Below are 21,914 nucleotides of genomic sequence, written 5' to 3'. Positions count from 1 at the left end.
GGCGCCGCGGTCGGGTGGACTCTGCAAAGCCTGGGCCAGAGCGGCCGCGCGCCGTGGCACGCGGCTTGCACAGGGCATCGCACCGTCTCCCTGTCGAAGGACCGAATGGATGCGCCGTCGCCCGCTCCTGGCCCTGGGTGGCCTTCTGGCCATGCCCGCCCTCGCGCAACCCTCGGGCTGGAGACCGGCGGCGCCCATCCGCTATGTCGTGCCCTTCCCGCCGGGCTCGGCCATCGATCTCGTCGGCCGCCTGACGGCGGACGCGGCCGGCCCTCTGCTCGGGCAGAGCTTCGTCGTCGAGAACCGGCCGGGCGCCGGCACGCTGCTGGCGGTGCAGGCGGTGAAGGTCCTGCCGCCTGACGGGCAGACCCTGCTGATGGTCGCCAACAGCTTCACCGTGAACCAGACCCTGCACCGGCCCCGGCCCTATGACGCCTCAGCGGACTTCGATCCGTTGGCGCTGCTGGTCGGCACGCCGCATGTGCTGGTCTGCCATCCCTCGGTGGCGCCGGACTTCGCGAGCTTCCTCGCCAAGGCGCGGCAGCCGGGCGTCGGCCTCTCCTTCGGCAGCAATGGCAACGGCACCAGCCAGCACATGGGCCTCGAGCATCTCAAGCAGCTCGCGGAGTTGAATGCCGAGCATGTCCCCTATCGCGGCGTCGCGCCCATGCTGACGGACCTGCTGAGCGGCCGCGTGGACTACACCTTCGGCAACCTGCCCGACGTGCTGGAGGCGGTGCGTGACGGCAGGCTGGTGGCGCTGGGCGTCGTGTCCCCTGGTCGGCACCCCTTGCTCGCCGACCTGCCGACCATGGCCGAGCTCGGCTGGCCGCAGCTGGTGAACGACACCTTCTACGGCGTGGTGATGCCGGCCGGGGCCAACCCGGAGACCAGGGCGGCGCTGTCCGACGCGCTGCTGCGGAGCATCGGGCGGCCCGAGGCGCGCGAACGCATGAGGGCGATCGGGCTGGACGTGCTGGCCCAGGGCGGCGCCGATCTGGCGGCACGCATCCGGCGCGACACGGCGATCTATGCCGAGGTCATCCGCCAGGCCAACCTCACCCCCTCCTGAGCGCGCGCGGCGGTAGGCACCGGAGCGGGCGGGGCGGGCCTACCCGCCGAAGCGGTTGTTGCGCGGAAAGCCGTTCGGCGGCTGCTTGCCGGCCCCGGCGCGGTTGCCGCGCCAGGTGGTCAGGTCGGTCTCCAGCCGCACCCGCTCGCCGATGCGCCATGTCAGGCCGGCCGTGGCGGTGAAGACCTTCACATCGGCCAGGCCGCCATCGCGATAGCCCTGCAGCGCCACGCCGCGGCCGCGCATCATCTCCGGCACCTGCTCCAGCGGGAAGACCAGCAGCTTGCGGTTCTCGCCGATGATGGCGACGCTGTCGCCCTCGGCCGGCACGCAGGCGGCGGCCTCGGCCGGCGGATCGACCAGCAGCACCTGCTTGCCGGTGCGCTTCTCGGCCAGCAGGTCGTCGCTGCGGACCACGAAGCCGCGCCCGTCCGTCGCCGCCAGCAGGAACTTCCGTCCCTCCTTCCAGACGAACAGGTCGACCACGTCATCCTCGTTCGTCAGGTCCACCATCAGCCGCACCGGCTGGCCGTCGCCGCGTCCGCGCGGCAGCGCGTCGGCCTTCAGCGTGAAGCACTTGCCGTTGGTGGCGAAGAGGCAGAGCCGGTCGGTGGTCTCGGCATGCAGCGCGATGCGCAGCCCGTCGCCCTCCTTGAACTTGTGCTCCGTCTCCATCGGCACATGGCCCTTCAGCGCGCGGATCCAGCCTTTCTGCGACAGGATGACGGTGATCGGCTCGCGCTCGACGAAGGCGCGCTCGTCGATGACCACGGCGGCGGGGGCGGCGTCGATGGCGGTGCGGCGGCGGCCGGCCTCCGTCTCCTCGCCGAAGCGGCGGCGCGTCTCGGCGATCTCGTCGGCGATCCGCTTCCAGCGCAGCTTCTCGCTGCCCAGCAGGGACTGGAGCGACTTCTGCTCGGCGGTGAGCTTCTTGTGCTCCTTGCGGATCTCCATCTCCTCCAGCTTGCGCAGGCTGCGCAGCCGCATGTTGAGGATCGCCTCGGCCTGCACGTCGGTCAGGCCGAAGGTCGAGATCAGCACCGGCTTCGGATGGTCCTCCTCACGGATGATGCGGATCACCTCATCGAGGTTCAGATAGGCGATGAGGTAGCCGTCGAGGATCTCCAGCCGGCGGGCGATGGCGTCCAGCCGGTGCTGGCTGCGCCGCACCAGCACCTCGTGCCGGTGGTCGAGCCAGCAGCGCAGCACCTCGCGCAGGCCCATGACGCGCGGTGTGCGGCTCGCATCCAGCACGTTCATGTTGAGCGAGACGCGGGATTCCAGCGGCGTCGCGCGGAACAGCGTCTCCATCAGCACGGCGGGATCGGCCGCGCGGCTCTTGGGCTCCAGCACGATGCGGACGATATCAGTGCTCTCGTCGCGGATGTCGCCGAGCAGGGGGAGCTTCTTCTCCTCCATAAGCTGCGCGATCTGCTCGATCAGCCGCGACTTCGCCACCTGGTAGGGGATCTCGCTGACGACGATCTGCCAGGCGCCGTTCCTCAGCGCCTCGCGCTCCCAGCGGGCACGGACGCGGAAGCCGCCGCGGCCGGTGGCATAGGCCTCGCGCACCGCCTCGGCGCTCTCGACCAGCACGCCGCCGGTGGGAAAATCCGGGCCCGGCATGTGCCGCAGCAGCTCGTCCACCCCGGCCGCCGGATCGGCGATCAGCGCCAGCGCGGCGGCGCAGAGCTCGCCCGCATTGTGCGGCGGGATCGAGGTCGCCATGCCGACGGCGATGCCATTGGCGCCATTGGCCAGCAGGTTGGGGAAGGCGGCGGGCAGCACGACCGGCTCCCGCTCCTCGCCGTCATAGGTGGCGCGGAAGTCGACCGCGTTCTCCTCGATGCCCTCCAGCATGGCGCTGGCGATGGCGGTGAGGCGGGCCTCGGTGTAGCGCATGGCCGCGGCGTTATCGCCGTCGATATTGCCGAAATTCCCCTGGCCCTCGACCAGCGGGTAGCGGGCCGCGAATTCCTGCGCCAGCCGGACCATGGCGTCGTAGATCGCGGCGTCGCCATGCGGGTGGTACTTGCCCATGACGTCGCCGACGATGCGGGCGCATTTCTTGAAGCCCGCCGCGGGGTCCAGCTTCAATTGGTGCATGGCCCAGAGCAGCCTGCGGTGCACCGGCTTCAGCCCGTCCCGCACATCCGGCAGGGAGCGCGCCGTGATGGTGGACATGGCATAGGCCAGGTAGCGCTCGGAGAGGGCGGCGGAGAGGTTGGTGGGCCGGACGTCGCCGCCTTCGGGCAAGGTGTTCAGGTCGTCGGGCATGGGCAATCCTCCGGGCGGTCGCGGCCGCCCCGGGCTAGCGCAGTGCGCGGTCTGGCGGAAGGGGCGAATGGCCGGAACAGAACATAAGCCGAACATATGCCGGCCACCAGACGCGATCCTCCTCGCCGCCCGCCGCTCACAAACACGAGAGCGAGGGTTCGGGTGGGGCTGACCGGTGGCGTGCTTCCGGCCATAGGGAAGAAGAGGGGCCCAAGACCACGAACAGGCCGCCCCTCGTCTGAATGATCCGGGAGGATGCGCCTTTGAATGCCGACAACCCCGTAGCCACCCCTCGCGACCGGGTGGATGCCGAGGACCCCTATTGCCTGACACCCGAAGGCATTCGTGAACCACCGGTCGGCTGGAAGCACTCGCTGCGGCATCTCGGCCCCGGCCTGATCCTGAGTGCCTCCATCGTCGGATCGGGCGAGCTGATCGTCACCACCACGCTCGGCGCCACGGTCGGTTTCGCGCTGCTCTGGATGGTGATCTTCTCCACCTTCGTGAAGGTGGCGGTGCAGATCGAGCTGGCGCGCTGGACCATCTCCACCGGCCAGCCGGCGCTGACGGGCTACAACAAGGTCGGCCCGCATCTCGGGAAGCTGAGCTGGATCAATCTGCTCTGGGCGCTCATGGCGCTGTCCAAGGTCCTGCAGATGGGCGGCGTGGTCGGCGGCGTGGCGCTGGCGATGAGCATCATGCTGCCGATCGGCGGCGATCCGATGAGCGGGACGTCCCTCGGCCTCTGGACGGTGATCATCGTCCTCGGCAGCATCGCGCTGCTCTATTCCAGCAAGTACAGCCGCATCGAGCACGGCGCCGGGCTGCTGGTGGTGGTCTTCTCCTTCATCACCATCGGCATCGCCCTGGGCCTGCCCTTCACGCCCTACGCCTATTCGATGGAGGACATCGCCAGCGGCCTGTCCCTGGCCATCCCGGCGGGCGCGATCGGCGCCGCCATCGCCATGTTCGGCATCACCGGCGTGGGCGCGGATGAGCTGACCTTCTACACCTACTGGTGCGTCGAGAAGGGCTATGCCCGCTATGTCGGCCCGAACGACGGCAGCGAGGCCTGGCGCCGCCGCGCCCGGGGCTGGATCGCGGTGATGTACAAGGATGCCTTCCTCTCCTGGGTCATCTACACCTTCGGCACCATCGCCTTCTTCGTCATGGGCGCCGCGGTGCTGCATCCGCAGGGGATCGTGCCGCGGGGCAACGAGATGATCACCGCGCTCACCCGCATGTACACCGACACGCTGGGCGAATGGGCGGGGCTGCTCTTCCTGGTCGGCGCCGTGGTGGTGCTGGGCTCCACCCTCTGGGCCGCCATCCCGAGCTGGGCCCGGATGTACACCAACCTGCTGGCGGTGATGGACGTGCTGGACTGGCAGGACAGCCGGCAGCGGCTGCGCTGGATCCGCGGCTTCACCATCGGCCTGCCGGTGGTCTGGGGACTCGCCTATCTCTTCATGCGCTCGCCGGTGCTGATGGTGCAGATCGGCGGCGTCGCCACCGGCATCTTCCTGCTGGCCGTGGTGGTCGCCGTCTGGCACCTGCGGCGGACCGAGACCGACCCGGCGCTCTACGGCAGCCCGGTCTTCAACGCCCTGCTGGTGGTCAGCAGCATCGCCATCGTGCTGCTCGGCCTCTACACCATGCTGAACGTCTTCGGCGCGTTCTGAGCCGGCGCGCGCGCCTCAGCCGGGCGCGCCGCCCCCGCGCTCGGCCAGCAGGCGTGTCAGCAACGCGATCTGCCGCTCCTGCTGGGCCAGCAGGGCGGTGATCTGCTCGGACCGCATGCGGTCGAGCTTCTCGTGCAGCGCCATGATCTCGATCTCCGCCTTGAGATTGACCTCGTAGTCATGCGTGGCGTCCAGCCGGTCCTTCGCGGCCTGCCGGTTCTGGCTCATCATGATGATCGGCGCCTGCAGCGCGGCCACCATCGAGAGCAGCAGGTTCAGGAAGATGAAGGGGTAGGGGTCGAAGGGGTGGACCAGCGCCCAGCCATTCACCACGACCCAGCACGCCAGCGCCGCCGTGCAGCCCAGGATGAAGCTCCAGGAACCGCCGAAGGCCGCCACCCGGTCCGCCAGCCGGTCGCCCAGGCTGAGCCGGCCGGAGAAGGCCTCGTTGGTGTCGCGGCTGACCGGCCGCCGCGCCAGCGCATGGCTCAGCGCGCGCTGCTCCGCGTCGCCCAGGGTGTGGCTGGCGCCGAACCAGCGCCGGGCGGCGGTGGCGAAGTCGGGATGCGGCTGGTTCTGCATGGGCGGGGGATCTCGGCTACGGCGGCGCGGACCGGGGAGCGGCTCGTGGGCCGGACAGTATGGGCCGTGGTCAGGGGGCCGCGCCACCCGGCGGCCGCTCCCGGAACCAGGCCCCGAGCGCCATCCAGGGCCGCACATCCCAGAAGCGGCTGGCCTGGCCGGAGGTGGAGGGCAGGACCCAGACCGGCGGGAAGTCGGCCGGCCCTTCCACCCGCCCATAGGCCAGGGCGGCGGTCGGGCGGCGCAGGAAGGCGGCCGCCGGCGCCTTGGCGGTGAAGGCCAGCATGGCCGGGCGAACGGCGCGGATGCGCGCCGCGAAGCCCTCGGGGTCATAGGCATCGCGCGGCAGCTCGGCATCGTTGCCGGCGGCGTGCTTGGCCATGTCCGTCAGGCCGATGCCGTAGTCCAGCAGCAGCGGATACTCCGCCGGCGCCAGGCGGCGCGGCGTCAGCCCGGCCGCCTGCAGCACTGGCCAGAAGCGGTTGCCCGGATGCGCGTAATAGGCGCCGCGGGCCGCCGAGACCGCGCCGGGCGCCGAGCCGCAGAAGACCAGCCGCAGGCCGGGCCGCAACAGATCCGGCAGGATCGGCTCAGCCGGGCGGGGCATCGTCCGGGAGGCCGGGCGGCAGCAGGGTGGCGATGCGCGCCTCCAGCCGCTGCCGCGCCGGGGGCAGGGGGCGGTGCCGGGCGCCGAAGGCGTCGCGGGCCAGGAAATGGCCGGTCAGGCGCAGCCCGGCCAGCCACTGCGCCGGGTCGCGCTCATCCTGCCCGCCGCGCAGGAAGAGCGGCAGGGGCAGCAGCCGGTCGCGATACGGCCCGGCCGCCCCGGCGCTCACCGCCCGGCCGCTGCGGGGCGAGACGAAGGCCAGATCCTCCGCCCCGCCGGTCACGGCGCAGGCGTCGAGGTCGAGGCCATAGCCCAGCGCGTCCAGCAGCAGGGCCTCCCAGCGGATGTAGTCAGCGACCGAGGCCGCCGCGCCGCGGCCGAGATGGGCCATCAGGGTCAGCAGGCCGGAGAAGACGCGCGGCTGCGGCTCGCGTTCCGGCAGGGCCTCGGCGGCCAGCGCGCAGGCGGAATTCAGCAGGGCCAGGGCGAGCGGATCGTCCAGCGCCAGGGCGGCGGTGGGGTGCACCATCTCGCCGCTGAGGGCGCCCAGCTGCTCGGCCAGCCGCCCGACCCAGCGCACCTCGACCAGGTTGCCCGGCTGCCACAGCCCGGCCTGGGCCCGCGAGGTGCCGCCCTTGGCCAGGCCGGCATGGCGCCCGTGTCGCTCGGTCAGCACCGAGACGACGGCGCCGCCCTCGCCATGCGGGCGGGCTTCCAGCACGATGGCGGGCGCCTGCCATTCCATGGCCTAGAGAGGGGTGGCCGGCAGCCCCGGCCCGGCGCCCGGGATCACGCCGCCGCCTCAGCCGGCGTCGTCCAGGCCGATGGCGCGCAGTCGGGCGCGCTCCTCGTCCCAGCCCTGGCGCTCCTTGACGTTCAGGAAGAGATGGACCCGGCGCTCCAGCAGCCGCTCCAGCTCGGCGCGGGCGCGCTGGCCGATATCCTTCACCTTGGTCCCGCCGTCGCCGATCAGGATGGCCTTCTGCGAGGCGCGGCCGACATAGATGGTGCAGTCGATCCGGACCGAGCCGTCGCGCCGTTCCTGCCACTGCTCGGTCTCGACCGTGGCATGGTGCGGCACCTCCTCATGCGTCAGCCGCAGGATCTGCTCGCGCACGATCTCGGCCGCCAGCATGCGTTCCGGCAGATCGGAAAGCTCGTCCTCGGGGAAGAGCCAGGGGCCGTAGGGCAGGCGGGAAGCGAGCATCTCCAGCAGGCGGTCCAGCCCGTCGCCGCTCTCGGCGCTGACCATCAGCGTCTCCTCGAAGGAGAGCTGCTCGTTCAGGCTGGCCGTCAGCGGCAGCAGGCGCTTGGTGTCGATCAGGTCGGACTTGTTCAGCACCAGCCAGATCGGCACGCGCGAGCGCTTGAGGACCGAGACGATCGACTGCACCGCCTCGGTCATGCCGGCGCGGCTGTCGACGATCAGCAGGGCCAGGTCGGCGTCCTGGGCGCCCTCCCAGGCGGCGGCGACCATGGCGCGGTCGAGCCGGCGGCGCGGGGCGAAGATGCCCGGCGTGTCGGTCAGCACGATCTGCGTCTGGCCGCGCATCACCACGGCGCGGATGCGGAAGCGCGTGGTCTGCGGCTTGGGCGAGACGATGCTCACCTTGGTGCCGGCCAGCCGGTTGACCAGGGTGGACTTGCCGGCATTCGGCGCGCCCACCACGGCGACCAGGCCGCAGCGCGTCTGCCCCGGCTCCGGCTGCGTCTGCCCTGGCTGCGTCCGCTCTGGGGCGGCGTCCTGCGGGGGAGGGCCGTGCTCGCTGCTGTCGCTCATGCCTTGCCGCCGGGCTTGCCGGCCTCCGACCTGTCCAGCCGGGCCAGCCAGGCCTCGGCGGCGGCCTGCTCGGCCGCGCGTTTCGATTCGCCCACCCCCTCGGCCACGCGCCCGCCGGCGGTCACGGAGACGGTGAAGACCGGCATATGGGAGGGCCCGGCGGTGCTGACCAGCCGGTACTCCGGCAGGCCCTCGGCGCGGCCCAGCGTATGCTCCTGCAGGCGGCTCTTGGCCGACATCGGCGGCGTGGGGTCGGCCTCCATGAAGGCAGCCCATTCACGGCGGACGAAGTCGCGCGCCGGCGGCAGGCCGCCATCCAGGTAGAGCGCGCCGATCAGCGCCTCGGTGGCATCGGCGATGACGGTGTGGCGGCCGCGCAAGCCGGTGCGCCCCTCGGCGGGGGGGATGCGCAGCGCGGCGGGCAGGCCGATGGCCTCGCCCACCTTGGCCAGGCTCTCCGCCGCCACCAGGACGGAGAGGCGCTTGCCGAGCGCGCCCTCGCGCTCGCGGGGGAAGCGCTCGGCCAGCCATTCCGCCATGACGAGGGCCAGCACCCGGTCGCCGAGGAACTCGAGGCGCTCGTTGGAATCGAGCATGCCGCGCCGCGGATCGGCGGCCGAGCGATGCGTCAGCGCCTGTTCCAGCAGGCGGGGATCGGCGAAGCGATGCCCGATCCGCGCCATGAAGCCGGCCTTGGCCCCCTGTCCCGCAGCCTGGGTCATGCGCCGTCAGTTCACTCCCGAGAAGAGCCGCGACCAGCGGATGGCGGAGGGCCAGTTCCAGACCTCGTACCAGGCGGCCGAGCCGTCGACGCTGAAGAAGATCATCTCGGCGCGGCCGACCAGGTTCTCCAGCGGCACGAAGCCCACGGCGTTCATCTCGCGGCTGTCGAGGCTGTTGTCGCGATTGTCGCCCATGGCGAAGACATGCCCGGGGGGGACGAGAAACTCCTGCGTGTTGTCGTAGGGTCCGTCATCCATGGCCTCCAGGATCTCGTGCTGCCGAGTGCCGCCATTGCGCGGCAGGGTCTCCCGGTAGCGCCGCACCGTCATGCGCGGGCCGTCGCCCTCGACCGTGTAGGGGCCGAGGGACTCGCGCGGCACCTCCTGCCCGTTCAGGAACAGCCGGCCGCCGCGCATCTGGATGCGGTCGCCCGGCAGCCCGACGATGCGCTTGATGTAATCGGTGCTGTTGTCGCGCGGGTACTTGAAGACGGCGACATCGCCGCGCTTCGGCAGGGCGCCGAGGATGCGGCCCTCGAAGAGGTTCGGGCTGAACGGGATCGAGTGCCTGGAATAGCCGTAGGCGTATTTCGAGACGAAGAGGTAGTCGCCCACCTGCAGCGTCGGGATCATGCTGCCGGAGGGAATGTTGAAGGGCTCGAAGGCCACGGTACGGATGCCGACGGCGATGAGGACCGCGTAGACCACGGTCTTGATGCTTTCGAGCCAGCCGCCCGTCGTCTTCGTCATCACTGCTCTTCGGTCGTCCGGGAGGGTTGCGAGAGGTCGCACGACATCCGCCACGCCCTCCGCCGCGGCGGCGTGCAGGGGTAGAGCCCGGCGCGGGCCGGGCTGTCAAGGAACGGCCGGCGCGGAGGGGGCAGGGGGGGCGGCGCCGGCTTCCCGCCGGGGCAGGCCGAAGGCCTCGGCCAGCAGCGTGACCGACCGGCGCCGCGCCTCGGGATCGTGCACCGGCGTCAGCACCGCGACCTCGGCGGCGCCGAGCTCCGCCGCCAGCGCCTCGAGCCGCGCCCGCACCTGTTCCGGCGTGCCGATGATCGCGCTCTCGCGCATGCGCGAGAGCTTCTCCCGCTCGGCGGGCGTGTAGGGATGCGCCACCGCCGCCTCCGGGCTCGGCAGGGCGGGGTAGATGCCGCGGTCCCGCGACAGGCGCCAGAGGGCGCGGGAGGAGAAGAGCCGCTCCGCCTCCGCCTCCGTCCCGGCGCAGAGGGCGACCACGGCGAGGGCGGCGTGCGGCGCCGGCAGCCGGCCCGATTCGGGGCGGAAGCTCTCGCGGTAGAGCGCCATCGCCTCGGCGGCGCCGGCCCCGTCGGTGATGAAATATGCGAAACAATAAGGCAGGCCCAGCCAGGCCGCGAGCTGCGCGCCATAGCCCGAACTGCCCAGCATCCAGACCTCCGGCCGGGTCGGGCCCCGGGGCTGGGCGATGACGCTCGCGAAAGGGTGCCCCTCCGGCAGCCCTTCGCCCAGCCATCCCATAAGCTCCTGAACCTGGGCCGGAAAACGGTCGGACTGGGACTGCGCGGCGGCGGGATTCAGGGCATAGGCGGTGCGCCCGTCGCTGCCGGGCGCGCGGCCGACGCCAAGATCGATGCGGCCGGGAGAGATGGCTTCCAGGACACGAAACTGCTCGGCCACTTTCAGCGCGGAATAATGCGGTAGCATTACGCCAGCGGAACCAATACGGATGCGTTGTGTTGTGGCTGCGATGGCGGCGATCAGGATCTCGGGGGCGGCGCCCGCATGGCTGCGGCTGTTGTGATGCTCGGCCAGCCAGTAGCGCGCATAGCCGAGCCGGTCCGCCAGGGCGGCCAGGGCGAGGGTTTCACGGATCGCCTCGTCGGCGCCGCGGCCGGAGGCGATGGTGGACTGATCCAGGATCGAGACAGCGAGCGCCATGCCGGCAGCGTAGCGCGCCATCGGCGAGAAGGAAGGAGCATCTGATGGGGCGGCGCGTGGAGGCCGTTCACGGCCCGGGTGAGACCGGCGGAGGCGCCGCCGGGGATCGCGGCGCGCCAGCCCCCCTCGATGCCGCGAGCGAGGCGGCGGTGGCGGCGCATGTCGCGGTGCTGCGCCGCCAGTACGCCCTGCTCGCCCAGGCGGGGCGGGGCGGCCCGGTGGTGCGCGGCCCGGAGATGCTCTGGTGCTTCCTGGAGGCGGCGCTGGCGCAGAGTCGCGGGGAGCGGCTGACGCACAAGGACCTGCAGGCCCATTGCGCCGGCGCCCTGAGCCCGGCGACCCTCTCCCGCGCCCTGGCCGATGCGGTGGCGCGCGGCTACCTGCTGCAGAGCCCGGCGCCCGAGGACAGCCGCGTGAAGCTCATCACCCCCTCGGAAGGCGGGATGCGCTTCCTGGCCGAGCAGGCGCCGGCCGCCGTCGAGGAACTGCGGCAGATTCTGTCGCCCGCGCGGCGCTAGTCCGAACCGCCGGCCGGATGGCGCCGCGGGCGGCCGTCCAGCGGGCCGTCGACCAGCCAGTCCTCGCCCTCGGCCCGCGCGAAGTCCGGGCCGAGCGGCGCCTTGCCGGCACCCCCCGGCAGGTCCAGCACATAGGCGGGCCAGGCCAGGCCGGTCAGCCGGCCCCGCAGCGCCCGCAGCAGGGCGCGGCCCTCGGCGATCGGCACCTCGAAGCGCGCCGTGCCGGGAGCACGGTCGAGCTGGTGCAGGTAATAGGGCTTGACCCGAGCCGCCAGCATGGCGCGGAACAGGGCCTCCAGCGCCGCCGCGCTGTCGTTCACCCCGCGCAGCAGGACGCTCTGCCCGAGCAGCGCGACACCGCCCAGCGCCAGCCGGCGCAGGGCCGCGCGCGCCGGCGGAGCGAATTCCCGCGCGTGGTTGGCGTGCACGCAGAGGAACAGCGCCTTCTCCGTCTGCAGCGCGGCGACCAGCGCCTCGCCCACCCGCTCCGGCGCCGCCACGGGCACGCGGGAATGCAGGCGGATGATGTCGAGATGCGGGATCGCCGAGAGCCGCGCCACGATATGCGCCAGGCGCCGGGGCGACAGCATCAGGGGGTCGCCGCCGGTGAGCACGGCCTCGCGCACCTGCGGCGTCGCGGCGAACCAGTCCAGCGCCGCCTCCAGCTCCGCCTCCGACAGCAGCCCGCCCTCCGGTCCCACCACCTCGCGCCGGAAGCAGAAGCGGCAATAGACCGGGCAGGCCAGCAGGGGCTTCAGCAGGGCGCGGTCCGGATAGCGGTGCACCACGCCCTTGACCGGCGTGAAGGGCGCGTCGCTGGTCGGGTCGCTCCGCTCGGAGGGGAGGGTGACGGCCTCGGCGGCGTCGGGCACGTATTGCCGGGCGATCGGGTCCGCCGGATCCGCGGGGTCGATCAGCGCCCGCGCCGCCGGCGTGACCGAGATGGCATAGGTCCCGGCCAGGGCGGCGATGCCGGGCAGCTGCGCGGGCGTGATCAGCCCGGCCTCGAGCAGGGCCTGGGCGTCGCGCAGCGTGCGCGGCTTCAAAGGGGGCGTCCCGTCAGGCATGGTCGCGCCGCTTACGCCCGGAGGAGGCCCGCCCGCAATGCCCGAAGACGCGTCCCAGCCCCGCGCCGGCAGGACCGGCCCGCCGCCCCCGCCTCATCCCTTCTGGCATCCGGACAGCCTGGCCGCGCGGCTGCCGGCGCTGCGCCGCCGCGCCCGGCTGGTGGCGGAGACGCGCGCCTTCTTCGCCGCGCGCGGCTACTGGGAGGTGGAGACGCCCGCCCTGGTGCCGGCGCCGGGGATGGAGGTGCACCTGGCCGCCTTCCGCAGCGAGTTCCGGCCGATCCTGGGCGAGGGAGGCTATCCCCTCTGGCTCCGTACCTCGCCCGAACTGGCCATCAAGCGCCTTCTGGTGGCCGGGAGCGGGCCGGTCTTCGAGCTGGCGCGGGTCTGGCGCAACGGCGAGGTCGGGCCGCGCCACGCGCCGGAATTCACCATGCTGGAATGGTACCGCCCCGGCTTCGGCCTGGAGCCGCTGATGGCGGAGACCGAGGCCTATCTGCGGGCGGTGCTGCCTCCCACGGCCTCCCATGGCGGCGTGACCACCGACCTGTCCCTTCCCTTCGAGCGGCTGAGCCTGGCCGAGGCCTTCCGCCGCCATTGCGGCGGGCTCGACCTGCTGGCCACGCTCGATGCGGCGGGCGAGGGGGATGCCGCCGCCCTGCGCGCCGCCGCCGCCGCCATCGGCGTCGCTCCGCGCGGCGAGGAAGGCTGGGAGGACCTGTTCTTCCGCCTGCTGCTGGAGCGGGTGGAGCCGCATCTCGGGCGCGGCCGCGCCACCTTCCTGACCCACTGGCCGGCGCCGCAGGCGGCGCTGGCGCGGCGCGACCCGGCCGATCCGCGCGTCGCCCTGCGCTTCGAGCTTTTCGTCGCCGGCCTCGAACTGGCCAATGCCTTCGACGAGCTGACCGACCCGACCGAGCAGGCCGCGCGTTTCGCCCGCGACGTCGCCGAGCGTCGGCGGCTCTATGGCGAGGGCTGGCCGGTGGACGAGGACTTCCTGGCGGCGCTGCGCCACGGCATGCCGCCCACCGCCGGCATCGCCCTGGGCTTCGACCGGCTGGCGATGCTGGCGGCGGGCGTCGGGCGGGTCAGCGACACGCTGGCGCTCGGGGGGTGGCCCTACGAGGCGGCCGGCTGAGCCTCGCCGCCGCCAGCGCCCCGTTCCAGCCGCGCCAGCACGCGGTCGATGAAGGCATCGGCGCTGCCGAGGTAGTTCGCCGGGTTCGTCAGCCGGTCAATGCTGGCGCGGCTGAGGGCGGCGCTGACGCAGGCATCGCGTGACAGGGCCTCGGCCAGCGGGATGCGCTCGGCCAGCGCCAGGTCGCAGGCCTGGTGCACCGCGTCATGCGCCGCCCCGCGCCCGATGGCCGGCGCCAGGCCCATCATCACCGCCTCGGCGACGATCAGGCCGCCGGTGGAATCGAGATTGGCGCCCATCCGCTCCGCATCCACCGTCAGCCCCTCGGCGATGGTGATGGCCTGAACCAGCGCGCCATGCGCCAGGGTGAAGGCCTGGGGCAGGACCAGCGGCTCGGTCTGCCAGGGGCCGGTGCCGCGCTCCTGGTCGATCGCCATGGCGCCGAGCATCTGCGGCACCAGCGCCTGCACGCCGCGCGTCTGGGCGAGGATGTACTCGCAGGCGATCGGGTTGCGCTTCTGCGGCATGGTGGAGGAGCCGCCGCGGCCCGGCGCGTGCGGCTCGAAGACCTCGGCCACCTCCGTCTGCATCAGCAGCACGATGTCGGTGGCGAACTTGGACAGCGCGCCGGTCAGCAGGCCGAGGAAGCAGACCGCCTCGGCCATGCCGTCCCGCGCCGCGTGCCAGGGCGCGTCGGGCAGGGCGAGGCGGAGCTGCGCGGCCAGCGCCCCGGCCACCGGGATGCCGTCCTCGCCGAGCGAGGCCAGCGTGCCGGCGGCACCGCCGAACTGCACCTTCAGCACGCGCGGCAGCAACTGCTCCAACCGCTCGCGCATCGAGATCAGCGGCGAGAGCCAGATGGCGCATTTGTAGCCGAAGGTGACGGGAAGCGCGTGCTGCAGGTGCGTGCGCCCGGCCATCACCAGGCCGCGGTGCCGCTCCGCCTGCCCGGCCAGGGCGCGGATCAGCCGGTCCAGGTCGGCCCCGATCAGCGCGAAGGCCTCGCGCAGCTGCAGCACGACGGCGGTGTCCATGATGTCCTGGGTGGTGGCGCCCCAGTGCGTCCAGCGCCCGGCCTCGGCACCGGCCAGGGCGGAGAGCTGCTTCACCAGCCCGACCACGGGATAGCCGGTGTTCTGCGTGGCGCGGGCCAGGGCGGGGAGATCGAAGCGGGAGAGGTCGGCCGCCGCCTCGATCGCCGCGGCGGCCTCGGCGGGGATGATGCCGAGCCCGGCCTGCGCCCGGGCCAGCGCCGCCTCCACCTCCAGCATCCTGGCCAGGAAGGCGCGCTCGCCGATGATGTCGCGCATGGCATCGGTGCCGTAGAGCACGGAGAGCACCACGCCGTCGGCGGGATTGACCGAGAGCATCAGCGGCGGCCCCTCGGCGCGGCGGATATCGTCATGGCGCGTCCTCCATCTGGCGATAGGTCTCCTTGGCCAGCTTCAGCGCGTGGTTCGCCGCCGGCACGCCGGCATAGGCGCCGAGTTGCAGCAGGACCTCCGCCAGCTCCTCCGGCGTGACGCCGGTCTGCCGCGTCGCGCGGACATGCAGCGCGAACTCGTCGTCGCGGCCGAGGGCCGCCATCATGGCGAGCGTCAGCAGGCTGCGCGTGTGGCGCGGCAGGCCGGGCCGGGTCCAGATCTGCCCCCAGACATTGCGGGCGATGTAGTCCTGGAAGGGTGCGTCGAGCGCCGTGGCGGCGGCGGTGGCGCGGGCGACATGCGCCTCCCCCAGCACCGCCCGGCGCACCGCCATGCCGGCCTCCAGCGGATCGGCGGCGGCGGCGGCTTCCGGCGGCTGCGCCGCGAGATGCGCCAGCATGGCCGCCGTCAGTCCCTCGGCCGCCTCGTAATTCGGGATGTGGCTGGCCGCCGGCAGCACGACCAGCCGCGCGCCCGGAATGCTGTCGCGCAGCGCCTCGGCGGCCGGCAGGGGCGAGGCGGGGTCGTGCTCGCCCATGATCACCGTGGCCGGCGCGCGGATGCGGCCGCGCACATCCTCCGCCCGCGCGTCGCGCAGCGCCGCCGCCGCCGCGGCATAGCCGATCCGGTCGGTGCGCAGCAGCATCCGGCGCAGGCCCTGGGCCGAGGGTGTCGTGGGGTCCACCACCCAGCGCGGCATGACGGCCTCGACCAGCGCCTCGGTGCCATGCTGGCGCACGGCGTCGATCCGCTGCTGCCAGAGCGAGGGCTCGGGGAATTCCAGCGCGGTGTCGATGAGCAGCAGCGACTGCACGCGCTCCGGCGCGTCCGCCGCCAGCTGCTGCGCGATGCGGCCGCCGATCGACAGGCCGGCGACATGCGCGCGCTCGATGCCGAGGGCGTCGAGCAGCGCCACGAGATCCCCCGCCAGCCCCGCCATGGTGTAGTCGCCCGGCGTGACCCCGCTCAGCCCATGGCCGCGCATGTCGGGGCGGATGACGCGGAAGCGGCGCGCCAGGGCCGGGGCCTGCGGGTCCCAGACATGCTGCGTCGTGCCGATGGAATGCAGCAGCAGCAGCGGCGGCGCCTCCGCCTCGCCCTCCACCACGCAATGCACCAGATGGTCCCCGATCTGGACGAACATGCCTCAATCCTGTCCCGATGAAAAAGGTTGGCGGTGGCGCATGGTCACGGCCTGACTCGCCTGGAGCGCGATCATCCTCCGAGCCAGCGCACCAGCGCCAGGGAAACTCCAGGGAAAGCGACGCACAGCAGGAGACGGAGCAGATCCGTCGCCAGGAAGGGCAGCACTCCGCGATAGATGCGAAGGATCGGCACGTCCCGCGCCAGGCCCGAGACCACGAAGACATTCAGCCCGATGGGCGGCGCGGTGAGGCCGATGCCGACCACGGCCAGCACCAGGATGCCGAACCAGAGCGCCGTCTCCTCCGCCGTCAGGCCGAAATCGAGCGCGGTGACGATGGGGAAGAACACCGGCAGGGTGAGCAGGATCATCGCCATCTCGTCCATCACCGCGCCGAGCACGATATAGGCCAGCAGCAGCAGGGCCAGCACGCCATGCGGCGGCAGCGCCAGCGCGACGATCCATTCCGCCAGCAGGTCGGGCGCCTGGGTCAGCGCCAGGAAGGCGTTGAAGACCTCGGCCCCCAGCAGGATGGCGAAGATCATCGCCGTGGTCTCCGCCGTGCCGCGCAGCGCGCCGAGCAGCTCGGCCGGCGCGAGGCTGCGGCGCAGCAGCGCGACCGCCAGGGTGGCGACGACGCCGATGGCGGCGCTCTCGGTGGGCGTGAAGATGCCGCCATAGATGCCGCCCACCACCACCACGGCGATGCTCAGCACCGGCAGGACGCGAAGCATCGCGGCCCGTCGCTCGCCTGGCGCCAGGCGCGGCGCCACCGGCATGGCGGCGGGCCTGAACCGCGCCACCAGCGCCGCCGCCAGGATGTAGAACAGCGTCGCCATCAGTCCCGGCAGCAGCGCCGCCATGAACAGCTTGGCGATGTTCTGCTCGGTGCTGATGGCATAGATCACCAGGATCACGCTGGGCGGGATCAGGATGCCCATGGTGCCGCCCACGGCGATGGTGCCGCAGGCGAGGCCGGGGTCGTAGCCGTAGCGCCGGAGCTCGGGCAGGGCGGCGCGGCCGAAGGTGGCGGTGGTGGCGACCGAGGAGCCGCAGACCGCGCCGAAGGCGGCGCAGGCGCCGATGACGCCGATGGCCAGCCCGCCGCGCCGGCCGCCGACCAGTGCCTGGGCGGCGATGAAGAGATCGCGCGCCAGCCCGCCCCGCTCGGCGATCGCTCCCATCAGGATGAAGAGCGGGATCACCGAGAGGGTGTAGCTGGAGAAGAGGTGGTAGGGCGTGGCCTTGAGGTAGTTGCCGAGCGCGCCCCAGCCCAGGATATGCTGATAGCCGAGCGCGCCGGTCAGCAGCATCGCCAGGCCGACCGGCGCGCGCAGCGCGATCAGCAGCAGCAGGACGCCGAAGCCGGCGCCGGCCTGCAGGATCTCCTCGCTCATGGGGTGGGGCTCACAGGGCTGGGCTCACGGGGGCGGAGGTCCGGCCGGCCGGTCCGAGGGCGGCGAGCAGGGCGGCGAGGGCGGTGACGCCGAAGCCCAGCGCGCCGAGCGCGATGGCCCACCAGATCGGCAGGGAGAGCACCATGCTTCGGGTGTCGCTGGCCCAGGCGTCGGCGGCGCCGAGCGCCATGCGCCAGGCCAGCAGTCCGGCGACCAGCGCCCAGACCAGGTTCCAGAAGCTGTCGATGGCGGCCTGCAGCCGGGCCGGCAGCCAGCCGGTGAGGCTGTCCACCATGATGTGGCTGCGGCGCAGCGTGCCCCAGGCGAGGAAGCCGGCGACGGCCAGGCCGCTGCCCATCTGCACCAGCTCGAAGTCGCCCGGAATGGGCAGGCCCGCCACCCACCGGCGCAGCACGCTGGCGGTGGTCAGCAGGGCGGTGGCGATCAGCAGCAGGCTGCCCGCCAGCATCAGGGACCCGGCCGCCGCGTCGATCTGGCGCGCCGCGCGGGGCGCTTCGCAGGAGGTGGACAGGAGCGGCGGCCCCTAGCTGGCGAACTGGCGGAACAGGGCCTGCGCGTCGGCGAGCAGCGCCTCGCCGTCGATGCCGCGTCCGCGCATCTGCGCGAGCCAGGCCTCGACCACCGGCTTCGTTGCCTCCCGCCAGCGCGCCGCCTCGGCCGGTTCCAGCTCGATCAGCGTGTTGCCGCGCTTGCGCGCCAGCTCGGAGACGGTGACGGCCTGCTCGTCCAGCGTGGCGCCGACCATGGCGGCGGCCGCGTCGCCCGACTGCGCGTCAAGCGCGCGCCGCAACTCGGCCGGCAGACCCTCGTAGCGCGCCTTGTTCATGGCCAGCACGTTGGTCGCGGTATAGAAGGTCGGGCTGCCAGGGAAGGCGGTGTGGTTCCTCACCAGCTCCTGGAGCTTGATCGACGGCACCACCTCCCACGGCACCACGGCGCCGTCCAGCACACCCTGGGTCAGCGCCTCCGGCACCTGCGGCACCGGCATGCCGATCGGCGCGGCGCCGAGGACGCGCAGCGCCTCGCCGGCCTGCCGCGTCGGGAAGCGCAGCTTCAGCCCGCGCAGATCCTCCAGGGTGCGGACCGGCGTGCGGGAATGGATCAGCCCGGCGTCATGCGCCCAGAAGCAGAGCGGATGCACCTCGCCGAATTCCTGCGCCAGATGCCGCGCGGCGAAAGCCTGGGCGGCGCGGGCATTCGCCACCCCGCCGCGGTCCGCGACGAAGGGCAGCTCCAGCGCCTCGATGCGCGGGAAACGCCCGGCCGTGTAGCCCGGCAGGGTCCAGACGATATCGGCGACGCCATCGCGCGCCTGGTCGTAGAGCTGCGGCGGCGCGCCGCCGAGCTGCATGGCGGGAAAGAGCCGGATGCGGAGCTGGCCGTCGGTCGCCGCCTCGACCTTCCTGGCCCATGGCGCCAGGAAGTTGCGGTGGATGTTGGAGCCCGGCGGCAGGAAGTGGTGCAGCCGCAGGGTTTCGCCCTGCGCCCGGGCCGGCCGCGGGAGCGCCGGTGCCGCCAGCAGGCCGGCGGCCGCGAGCGAAAGCCGGCGGCGCGAGATCTTGGACATGCTTTCCCTCCTGGCCTTGTGGCCGTGTCGCGGCGCGGCCGCTTCTGCCGCGACTGTAGCAGAGTTCCCGCCGGCGCCATGACGCTTCGCCATGCGAGGCGCCTCAGCCGGGGTGATCCAGCGCGATGAGCAGCGCCGGGCGCCCCTCCGCCACCGGCCGGGCCGAGAGCTCGATGCGGGCCGCCGGCGCCCCGGCCCCGGCCGGCGGGATGCGATAGCTGCGCTGGAGCAGGATGCCCTCCGCCGCCGTCTCTTCCCGCGTCGCGGCGCCGGCGATGCGGGCGAGGTGGCGCGACATCATGGCATCGAAGGCCTGCCCGGCCGCCGCGGCGTCACCGAGCGGGGAGAGCACGGCGCAATCGGCCTGGCCGGGCCGCAGCGTCACGGCGAGCGGCTGTGCCGGATCGGGGCCGATCCAGACCTGCCGGCCCGGCGTGGCGACCTCCTGGCCCTTCCGCACCGCCAGGGCGGCCCGGTAGCCCGCGGCGGTCAGCCAGGCCTCCCGGCGCGCGGCATCCTCCGCCGCCAGGCAGGCCGCCTCGAAGGTGGCGATCGCGGTCTCCGCGGCCTGGCGCGCCTGGGCGGGCGAGGGTGGCGGAGGCGTGGGGGGGGGGGGGGGGGCGCCGGGCGGCGGCCGCCCCGGGTCCGGCGCCGTCGCGCAGCCCGCCATCAGCGCCAGCGGCGCGGCCAGGAGCACGGTCGAACGGGGCATGGCATCTCCTGCGATGACGGGGCGGGGGCAGAGGAGGCCCCGATTCGCCGCCGCCGTCCAGTCCGCGCCTCGCCTCAGCCGCCCCGCATCTCAGCCTCCGGGGACGGAGGCAACGCCCTGGTCCGCCTGCCCGCGCATCGCCCATCCGGTGGTGCGCTCCTCGATCGCCACGGCGACGGCGTACATGGCGACGCCCATGATGGCCGTGACCATCAGCCCGGCGAAGACCAGCGGCACGTCGAAGCGGCTGCTGGCCAGCATCATCAACTGGCCGATGCCGCTGTTGGAGCCGACCGTCTCGGCCAGGATCGAGCCGACGAAGGCGACCGTGATGGCGATCTTCAGCGAGGCGAAGAAGTAGGGCATCGCGCGCGGCAGGCCGACCTTGCGGATGATGTCGGTCCGCCGCGCGCCGAGCGCCCGCAGCACGTCGCGCAGCTCCGGCTCGACGGTGGCGATGCCGGTCGCGACATTCACCACGATCGGGAAGAAGCTGATCAGGAAGGCGGTGATGATGGCCGGCACGGTGCCGATGCCGAACCAGATCACCAGGATCGGCACCACCGCCACCTTGGGCACCGAGTTGAAGCCGATCAGCAGCGGGTAGAGCCCATGATAGAGCAGCGCCGAGCTGCCGATGGCGACACCGAGCAGCAGGCCGAAGACGATGGCGAGGCCGAAGCCGATCAGCGTCGTCATCAGCGTCTGCCAGGCGTTCTCCAGCAGCGGCTGCCACCACTGGATCATGCTGGCCAGGATGGCGGAGGGCGCCGGCAGGATGAAGGCGTCGATGGCGAAGCCGCGCACCACCGCCTCCCAGAGCAGGAAGCTGCCCAGGATGACGAGCCAGGGCAGCAGCCGCTGCAGCCGGCGGCGGCGGCGCGCGGCGGTGGCCATGGCCTCGACGCGACGGGCATTGGCCGCGCCGCGCGCCGCCGAGGGTCCGGTCTCAGGCGGCATCCGGTCGTTCCTCCCCCTTGCGGGCGGTGTTGATGTGGTCGCGCAACTCGTGCACCAGGTCCTGGAAGTCCTGCCTGTAGCTGTCGTCCAGGCTGCGCGGACGCGGGAAGGGGATGCGCCGCTCGACCAGGATGCGGCCCGGCCGGCCGGACATGACCAGCACGCGGTCGGCCAGGTAGACGGCTTCCTTCAGATCGTGCGTGACCAGGATCACGGTGGGCTTCAGCGTCAGGCAGACCCCCTGCAACTGGCTCCAGAGATCCTCGCGGGTGAAGATGTCGAGGGCGCCGAAGGGCTCGTCCAGCATCAGCAGCTGCGGGTCGTGGATCAGCGCGCGGCAGAGGCTGGCGCGCTGCTGCATGCCGCCGGAAAGCTGGTAGGGGTGCTTCGCCTCGAAGCCGGCGAGGCCGACCATGGCCAGCAGCCGGCGCGCCTTCTCCTCATAGGCGGCGCGCTCGCCGCGGAGGCGGCGGCGGTGCGGCTCGACCACCTCCAGCGGCAGCATCACATTGGCCAGGATGCTGCGCCACGGCAGCAGGGTCGGGTTCTGGAAGGCCATACCGACGAGCGGGAGCGGCCGGTCCACCTCGCGCCCGCCGACGATGACGCTGCCGGCGCTGGAGGGCCAGAGGCCGGAGACCAGCTTCATCAGCGTCGACTTGCCACAGCCCGAGGGGCCGACCACGGCGACGAACTCGCCCCGCCCCACGGTGAGCGAGACATCCCGCAGCGCCAGCGTCCCCTCCGCGCCGCCATAGCGCAGGGAGACCCCGTCAATCTCGACAAATGGGCGTTCCATCGCCGCCATCCCGCCTCCATCCTCGGGGGCCTTCAGCCCGGCCCCGGGGGACCCTGGAAGCAAGCCCCGGGCCATGCCGGCGCGCCGGGCGGGCGGGCGGGCATGCCCTGGTCTGCCCGGGCCCGGGGCAGGGCGCCCGCGATCCGGGCATCGCGGTCCCTCTCGCGGAGACGGGCGGGGCGGGCGACATTCCCTCCCCTGGCGCCGAGGAGCGTGGAGATGAACGAGTTGCTGACCCCGGAGGAGATGGCACGGGCCGATGCGGCGGCGATCGCCAGGGGCCTGTCCGGCTTGGCCCTGATGCAGGCGGCGGGGCAGGCGGTCGCCCAGGCCATCCGCGCCCGCTTCCGGCCCTGCCGCACCCTGGTCCTGGCCGGGCCGGGCAACAATGGCGGCGATGGCTATGTCGTGGCCCGGCGGCTGGAGCAGGCCGGCTGGCCGGTGGCGGTGGCCGCGCTCGCGCCACCCCGACCAGGCAGCGACGCGGCGCTCGCCGCCGCCGCATGGCGCGGGCCGGTGCTGCCC

22 protein-coding genes are annotated in these 21,914 nt (G+C 72.9%); 5 read left to right on the top strand and 17 right to left on the bottom strand.

The window, feature by feature from the left end; all coding sequences use genetic code 11:
• Window positions 1-109: 109 nt before the first annotated feature.
• Entirely contained in the window at window positions 110-1,072 is a 963-nt protein-coding gene (locus ACVMLK_RS11880; protein ID WP_457486507.1) for a Bug family tripartite tricarboxylate transporter substrate binding protein, read from the top strand.
• A 39-nt stretch (window positions 1,073-1,111) separates the two neighbouring features.
• On the opposite strand, the gene parC is transcribed toward ACVMLK_RS11880, so the two are convergent.
• Window positions 1,112-3,349 (bottom strand): DNA topoisomerase IV subunit A, encoded by a 2,238-nt coding sequence (gene parC / locus ACVMLK_RS11875; protein ID WP_457486506.1) that lies wholly within the window; start codon window positions 3,347-3,349, stop codon window positions 1,112-1,114.
• Between the two features lie 263 nt (window positions 3,350-3,612).
• Here parC and ACVMLK_RS11870 point away from each other — a divergent pair, with 263 nt between their 5' ends.
• Entirely contained in the window at window positions 3,613-5,031 is a 1,419-nt protein-coding gene (locus tag ACVMLK_RS11870) for an Nramp family divalent metal transporter (protein WP_232476793.1), read from the top strand.
• 15 nt (window positions 5,032-5,046) lie between these two features.
• Here the strand turns inward: ACVMLK_RS11870 and ACVMLK_RS11865 are convergent, their stop codons facing one another.
• From ACVMLK_RS11865 to ACVMLK_RS11835, 7 genes are all read right to left on the bottom strand, one after another.
• A complete protein-coding gene (locus ACVMLK_RS11865; protein ID WP_422924646.1) occupies window positions 5,047-5,613 on the bottom strand; it encodes a DUF1003 domain-containing protein in 567 nt (188 codons plus the stop codon).
• Between the two features lie 70 nt (window positions 5,614-5,683).
• Window positions 5,684-6,220, bottom strand: a complete 537-nt coding sequence (locus tag ACVMLK_RS11860; protein ID WP_422924644.1) for a mismatch-specific DNA-glycosylase — start codon at window positions 6,218-6,220, stop codon at window positions 5,684-5,686.
• A complete protein-coding gene (gene recO / locus ACVMLK_RS11855) occupies window positions 6,204-6,965 on the bottom strand; it encodes a DNA repair protein RecO (protein WP_457486505.1) in 762 nt (253 codons plus the stop codon). Before recO ends, ACVMLK_RS11860 begins: the two co-directional genes overlap by 17 nt.
• A gap of 57 nt (window positions 6,966-7,022) precedes the next feature.
• Window positions 7,023-8,000 carry a GTPase Era gene (era, locus tag ACVMLK_RS11850; RefSeq protein ID WP_457486504.1) on the bottom strand — a complete coding sequence of 326 codons (978 nt, stop codon included), beginning with the start codon at window positions 7,998-8,000 and terminating at the stop codon, window positions 7,023-7,025.
• The gene (gene rnc / locus ACVMLK_RS11845) at window positions 7,997-8,722 is read right to left on the bottom strand and encodes a ribonuclease III (protein ID WP_198364564.1); all 726 of its coding nucleotides are present in this window, start codon (window positions 8,720-8,722) and stop codon (window positions 7,997-7,999) included. The genes era and rnc overlap by 4 nt, the downstream gene beginning before the upstream one ends.
• Window positions 8,723-8,728: 6 nt before the next feature.
• On the bottom strand, window positions 8,729-9,472 hold the full coding sequence (gene lepB, locus ACVMLK_RS11840) for a signal peptidase I (RefSeq protein ID WP_457486503.1): 744 nt from the start codon (window positions 9,470-9,472) through the stop codon (window positions 8,729-8,731).
• Window positions 9,473-9,577: 105 nt separating this feature from the next.
• Window positions 9,578-10,663, bottom strand: coding sequence for an LLM class flavin-dependent oxidoreductase (locus ACVMLK_RS11835; RefSeq protein ID WP_457486502.1), 1,086 nt, complete (start codon window positions 10,661-10,663; stop codon window positions 9,578-9,580).
• A gap of 23 nt (window positions 10,664-10,686) precedes the next feature.
• Between ACVMLK_RS11835 and ACVMLK_RS11830 the strand changes: the two genes are divergently transcribed.
• Window positions 10,687-11,160 (top strand): hypothetical protein, encoded by a 474-nt coding sequence (locus tag ACVMLK_RS11830; protein ID WP_457486501.1) that lies wholly within the window; start codon window positions 10,687-10,689, stop codon window positions 11,158-11,160.
• On the opposite strand, the gene ACVMLK_RS11825 is transcribed toward ACVMLK_RS11830, so the two are convergent.
• Window positions 11,157-12,227 carry a lysine-2,3-aminomutase-like protein gene (locus ACVMLK_RS11825; RefSeq protein ID WP_422924633.1) on the bottom strand — a complete coding sequence of 357 codons (1,071 nt, stop codon included), beginning with the start codon at window positions 12,225-12,227 and terminating at the stop codon, window positions 11,157-11,159. The genes ACVMLK_RS11830 and ACVMLK_RS11825 overlap by 4 nt on opposite strands.
• A 37-nt stretch (window positions 12,228-12,264) precedes the next feature.
• On the opposite strand from ACVMLK_RS11825, the gene epmA reads away from it, so the two are divergent.
• Window positions 12,265-13,365, top strand: a complete 1,101-nt coding sequence (gene epmA, locus ACVMLK_RS11820; protein WP_457486500.1) for an EF-P lysine aminoacylase EpmA — start codon at window positions 12,265-12,267, stop codon at window positions 13,363-13,365.
• Here epmA and pcaB read toward each other — a convergent pair.
• From pcaB to ACVMLK_RS11780, 8 genes are all read right to left on the bottom strand, one after another.
• Window positions 13,347-14,735, bottom strand: coding sequence for a 3-carboxy-cis,cis-muconate cycloisomerase (gene pcaB / locus ACVMLK_RS11815; RefSeq protein WP_422924629.1), 1,389 nt, complete (start codon window positions 14,733-14,735; stop codon window positions 13,347-13,349). The genes epmA and pcaB overlap by 19 nt on opposite strands.
• A gap of 31 nt (window positions 14,736-14,766) precedes the next feature.
• On the bottom strand, window positions 14,767-15,933 hold the full coding sequence (gene pcaDC, locus ACVMLK_RS11810) for a bifunctional 3-oxoadipate enol-lactonase/4-carboxymuconolactone decarboxylase PcaDC (protein ID WP_198364571.1): 1,167 nt from the start codon (window positions 15,931-15,933) through the stop codon (window positions 14,767-14,769).
• A 71-nt stretch (window positions 15,934-16,004) separates the two neighbouring features.
• Window positions 16,005-17,330, bottom strand: a complete 1,326-nt coding sequence (locus ACVMLK_RS11805; protein WP_457486499.1) for a TRAP transporter large permease — start codon at window positions 17,328-17,330, stop codon at window positions 16,005-16,007.
• A gap of 10 nt (window positions 17,331-17,340) precedes the next feature.
• Window positions 17,341-17,799, bottom strand: a complete 459-nt coding sequence (locus tag ACVMLK_RS11800; protein WP_198364573.1) for a TRAP transporter small permease — start codon at window positions 17,797-17,799, stop codon at window positions 17,341-17,343.
• A 75-nt stretch (window positions 17,800-17,874) separates the two neighbouring features.
• Entirely contained in the window at window positions 17,875-18,918 is a 1,044-nt protein-coding gene (locus ACVMLK_RS11795) for a TRAP transporter substrate-binding protein (RefSeq protein ID WP_198364574.1), read from the bottom strand.
• 103 nt (window positions 18,919-19,021) lie between these two features.
• Window positions 19,022-19,630, bottom strand: coding sequence for an NMCC_0638 family (lipo)protein (locus ACVMLK_RS11790; protein ID WP_457486498.1), 609 nt, complete (start codon window positions 19,628-19,630; stop codon window positions 19,022-19,024).
• 90 nt (window positions 19,631-19,720) lie between these two features.
• Window positions 19,721-20,590 (bottom strand): ABC transporter permease, encoded by an 870-nt coding sequence (locus ACVMLK_RS11785; protein ID WP_198364576.1) that lies wholly within the window; start codon window positions 20,588-20,590, stop codon window positions 19,721-19,723.
• Complete coding sequence (locus ACVMLK_RS11780) at window positions 20,580-21,389, bottom strand: ABC transporter ATP-binding protein (RefSeq protein WP_255528544.1); 810 nt, start codon at window positions 21,387-21,389, stop codon at window positions 20,580-20,582. The genes ACVMLK_RS11785 and ACVMLK_RS11780 overlap by 11 nt, the downstream gene beginning before the upstream one ends.
• A 219-nt stretch (window positions 21,390-21,608) precedes the next feature.
• Between ACVMLK_RS11780 and ACVMLK_RS11775 the strand changes: the two genes are divergently transcribed.
• Window positions 21,609-21,914: NAD(P)H-hydrate epimerase (locus ACVMLK_RS11775; protein WP_457486497.1), on the top strand; the 306-nt coding region annotated here is incomplete at its 3' end.

Source organism: Teichococcus aerofrigidensis, assembly GCF_054073225.1.
The sequence above is the reverse complement of the archived record's forward strand: the minus strand, read 5'-3'. Positions and strand labels throughout refer to the sequence as shown.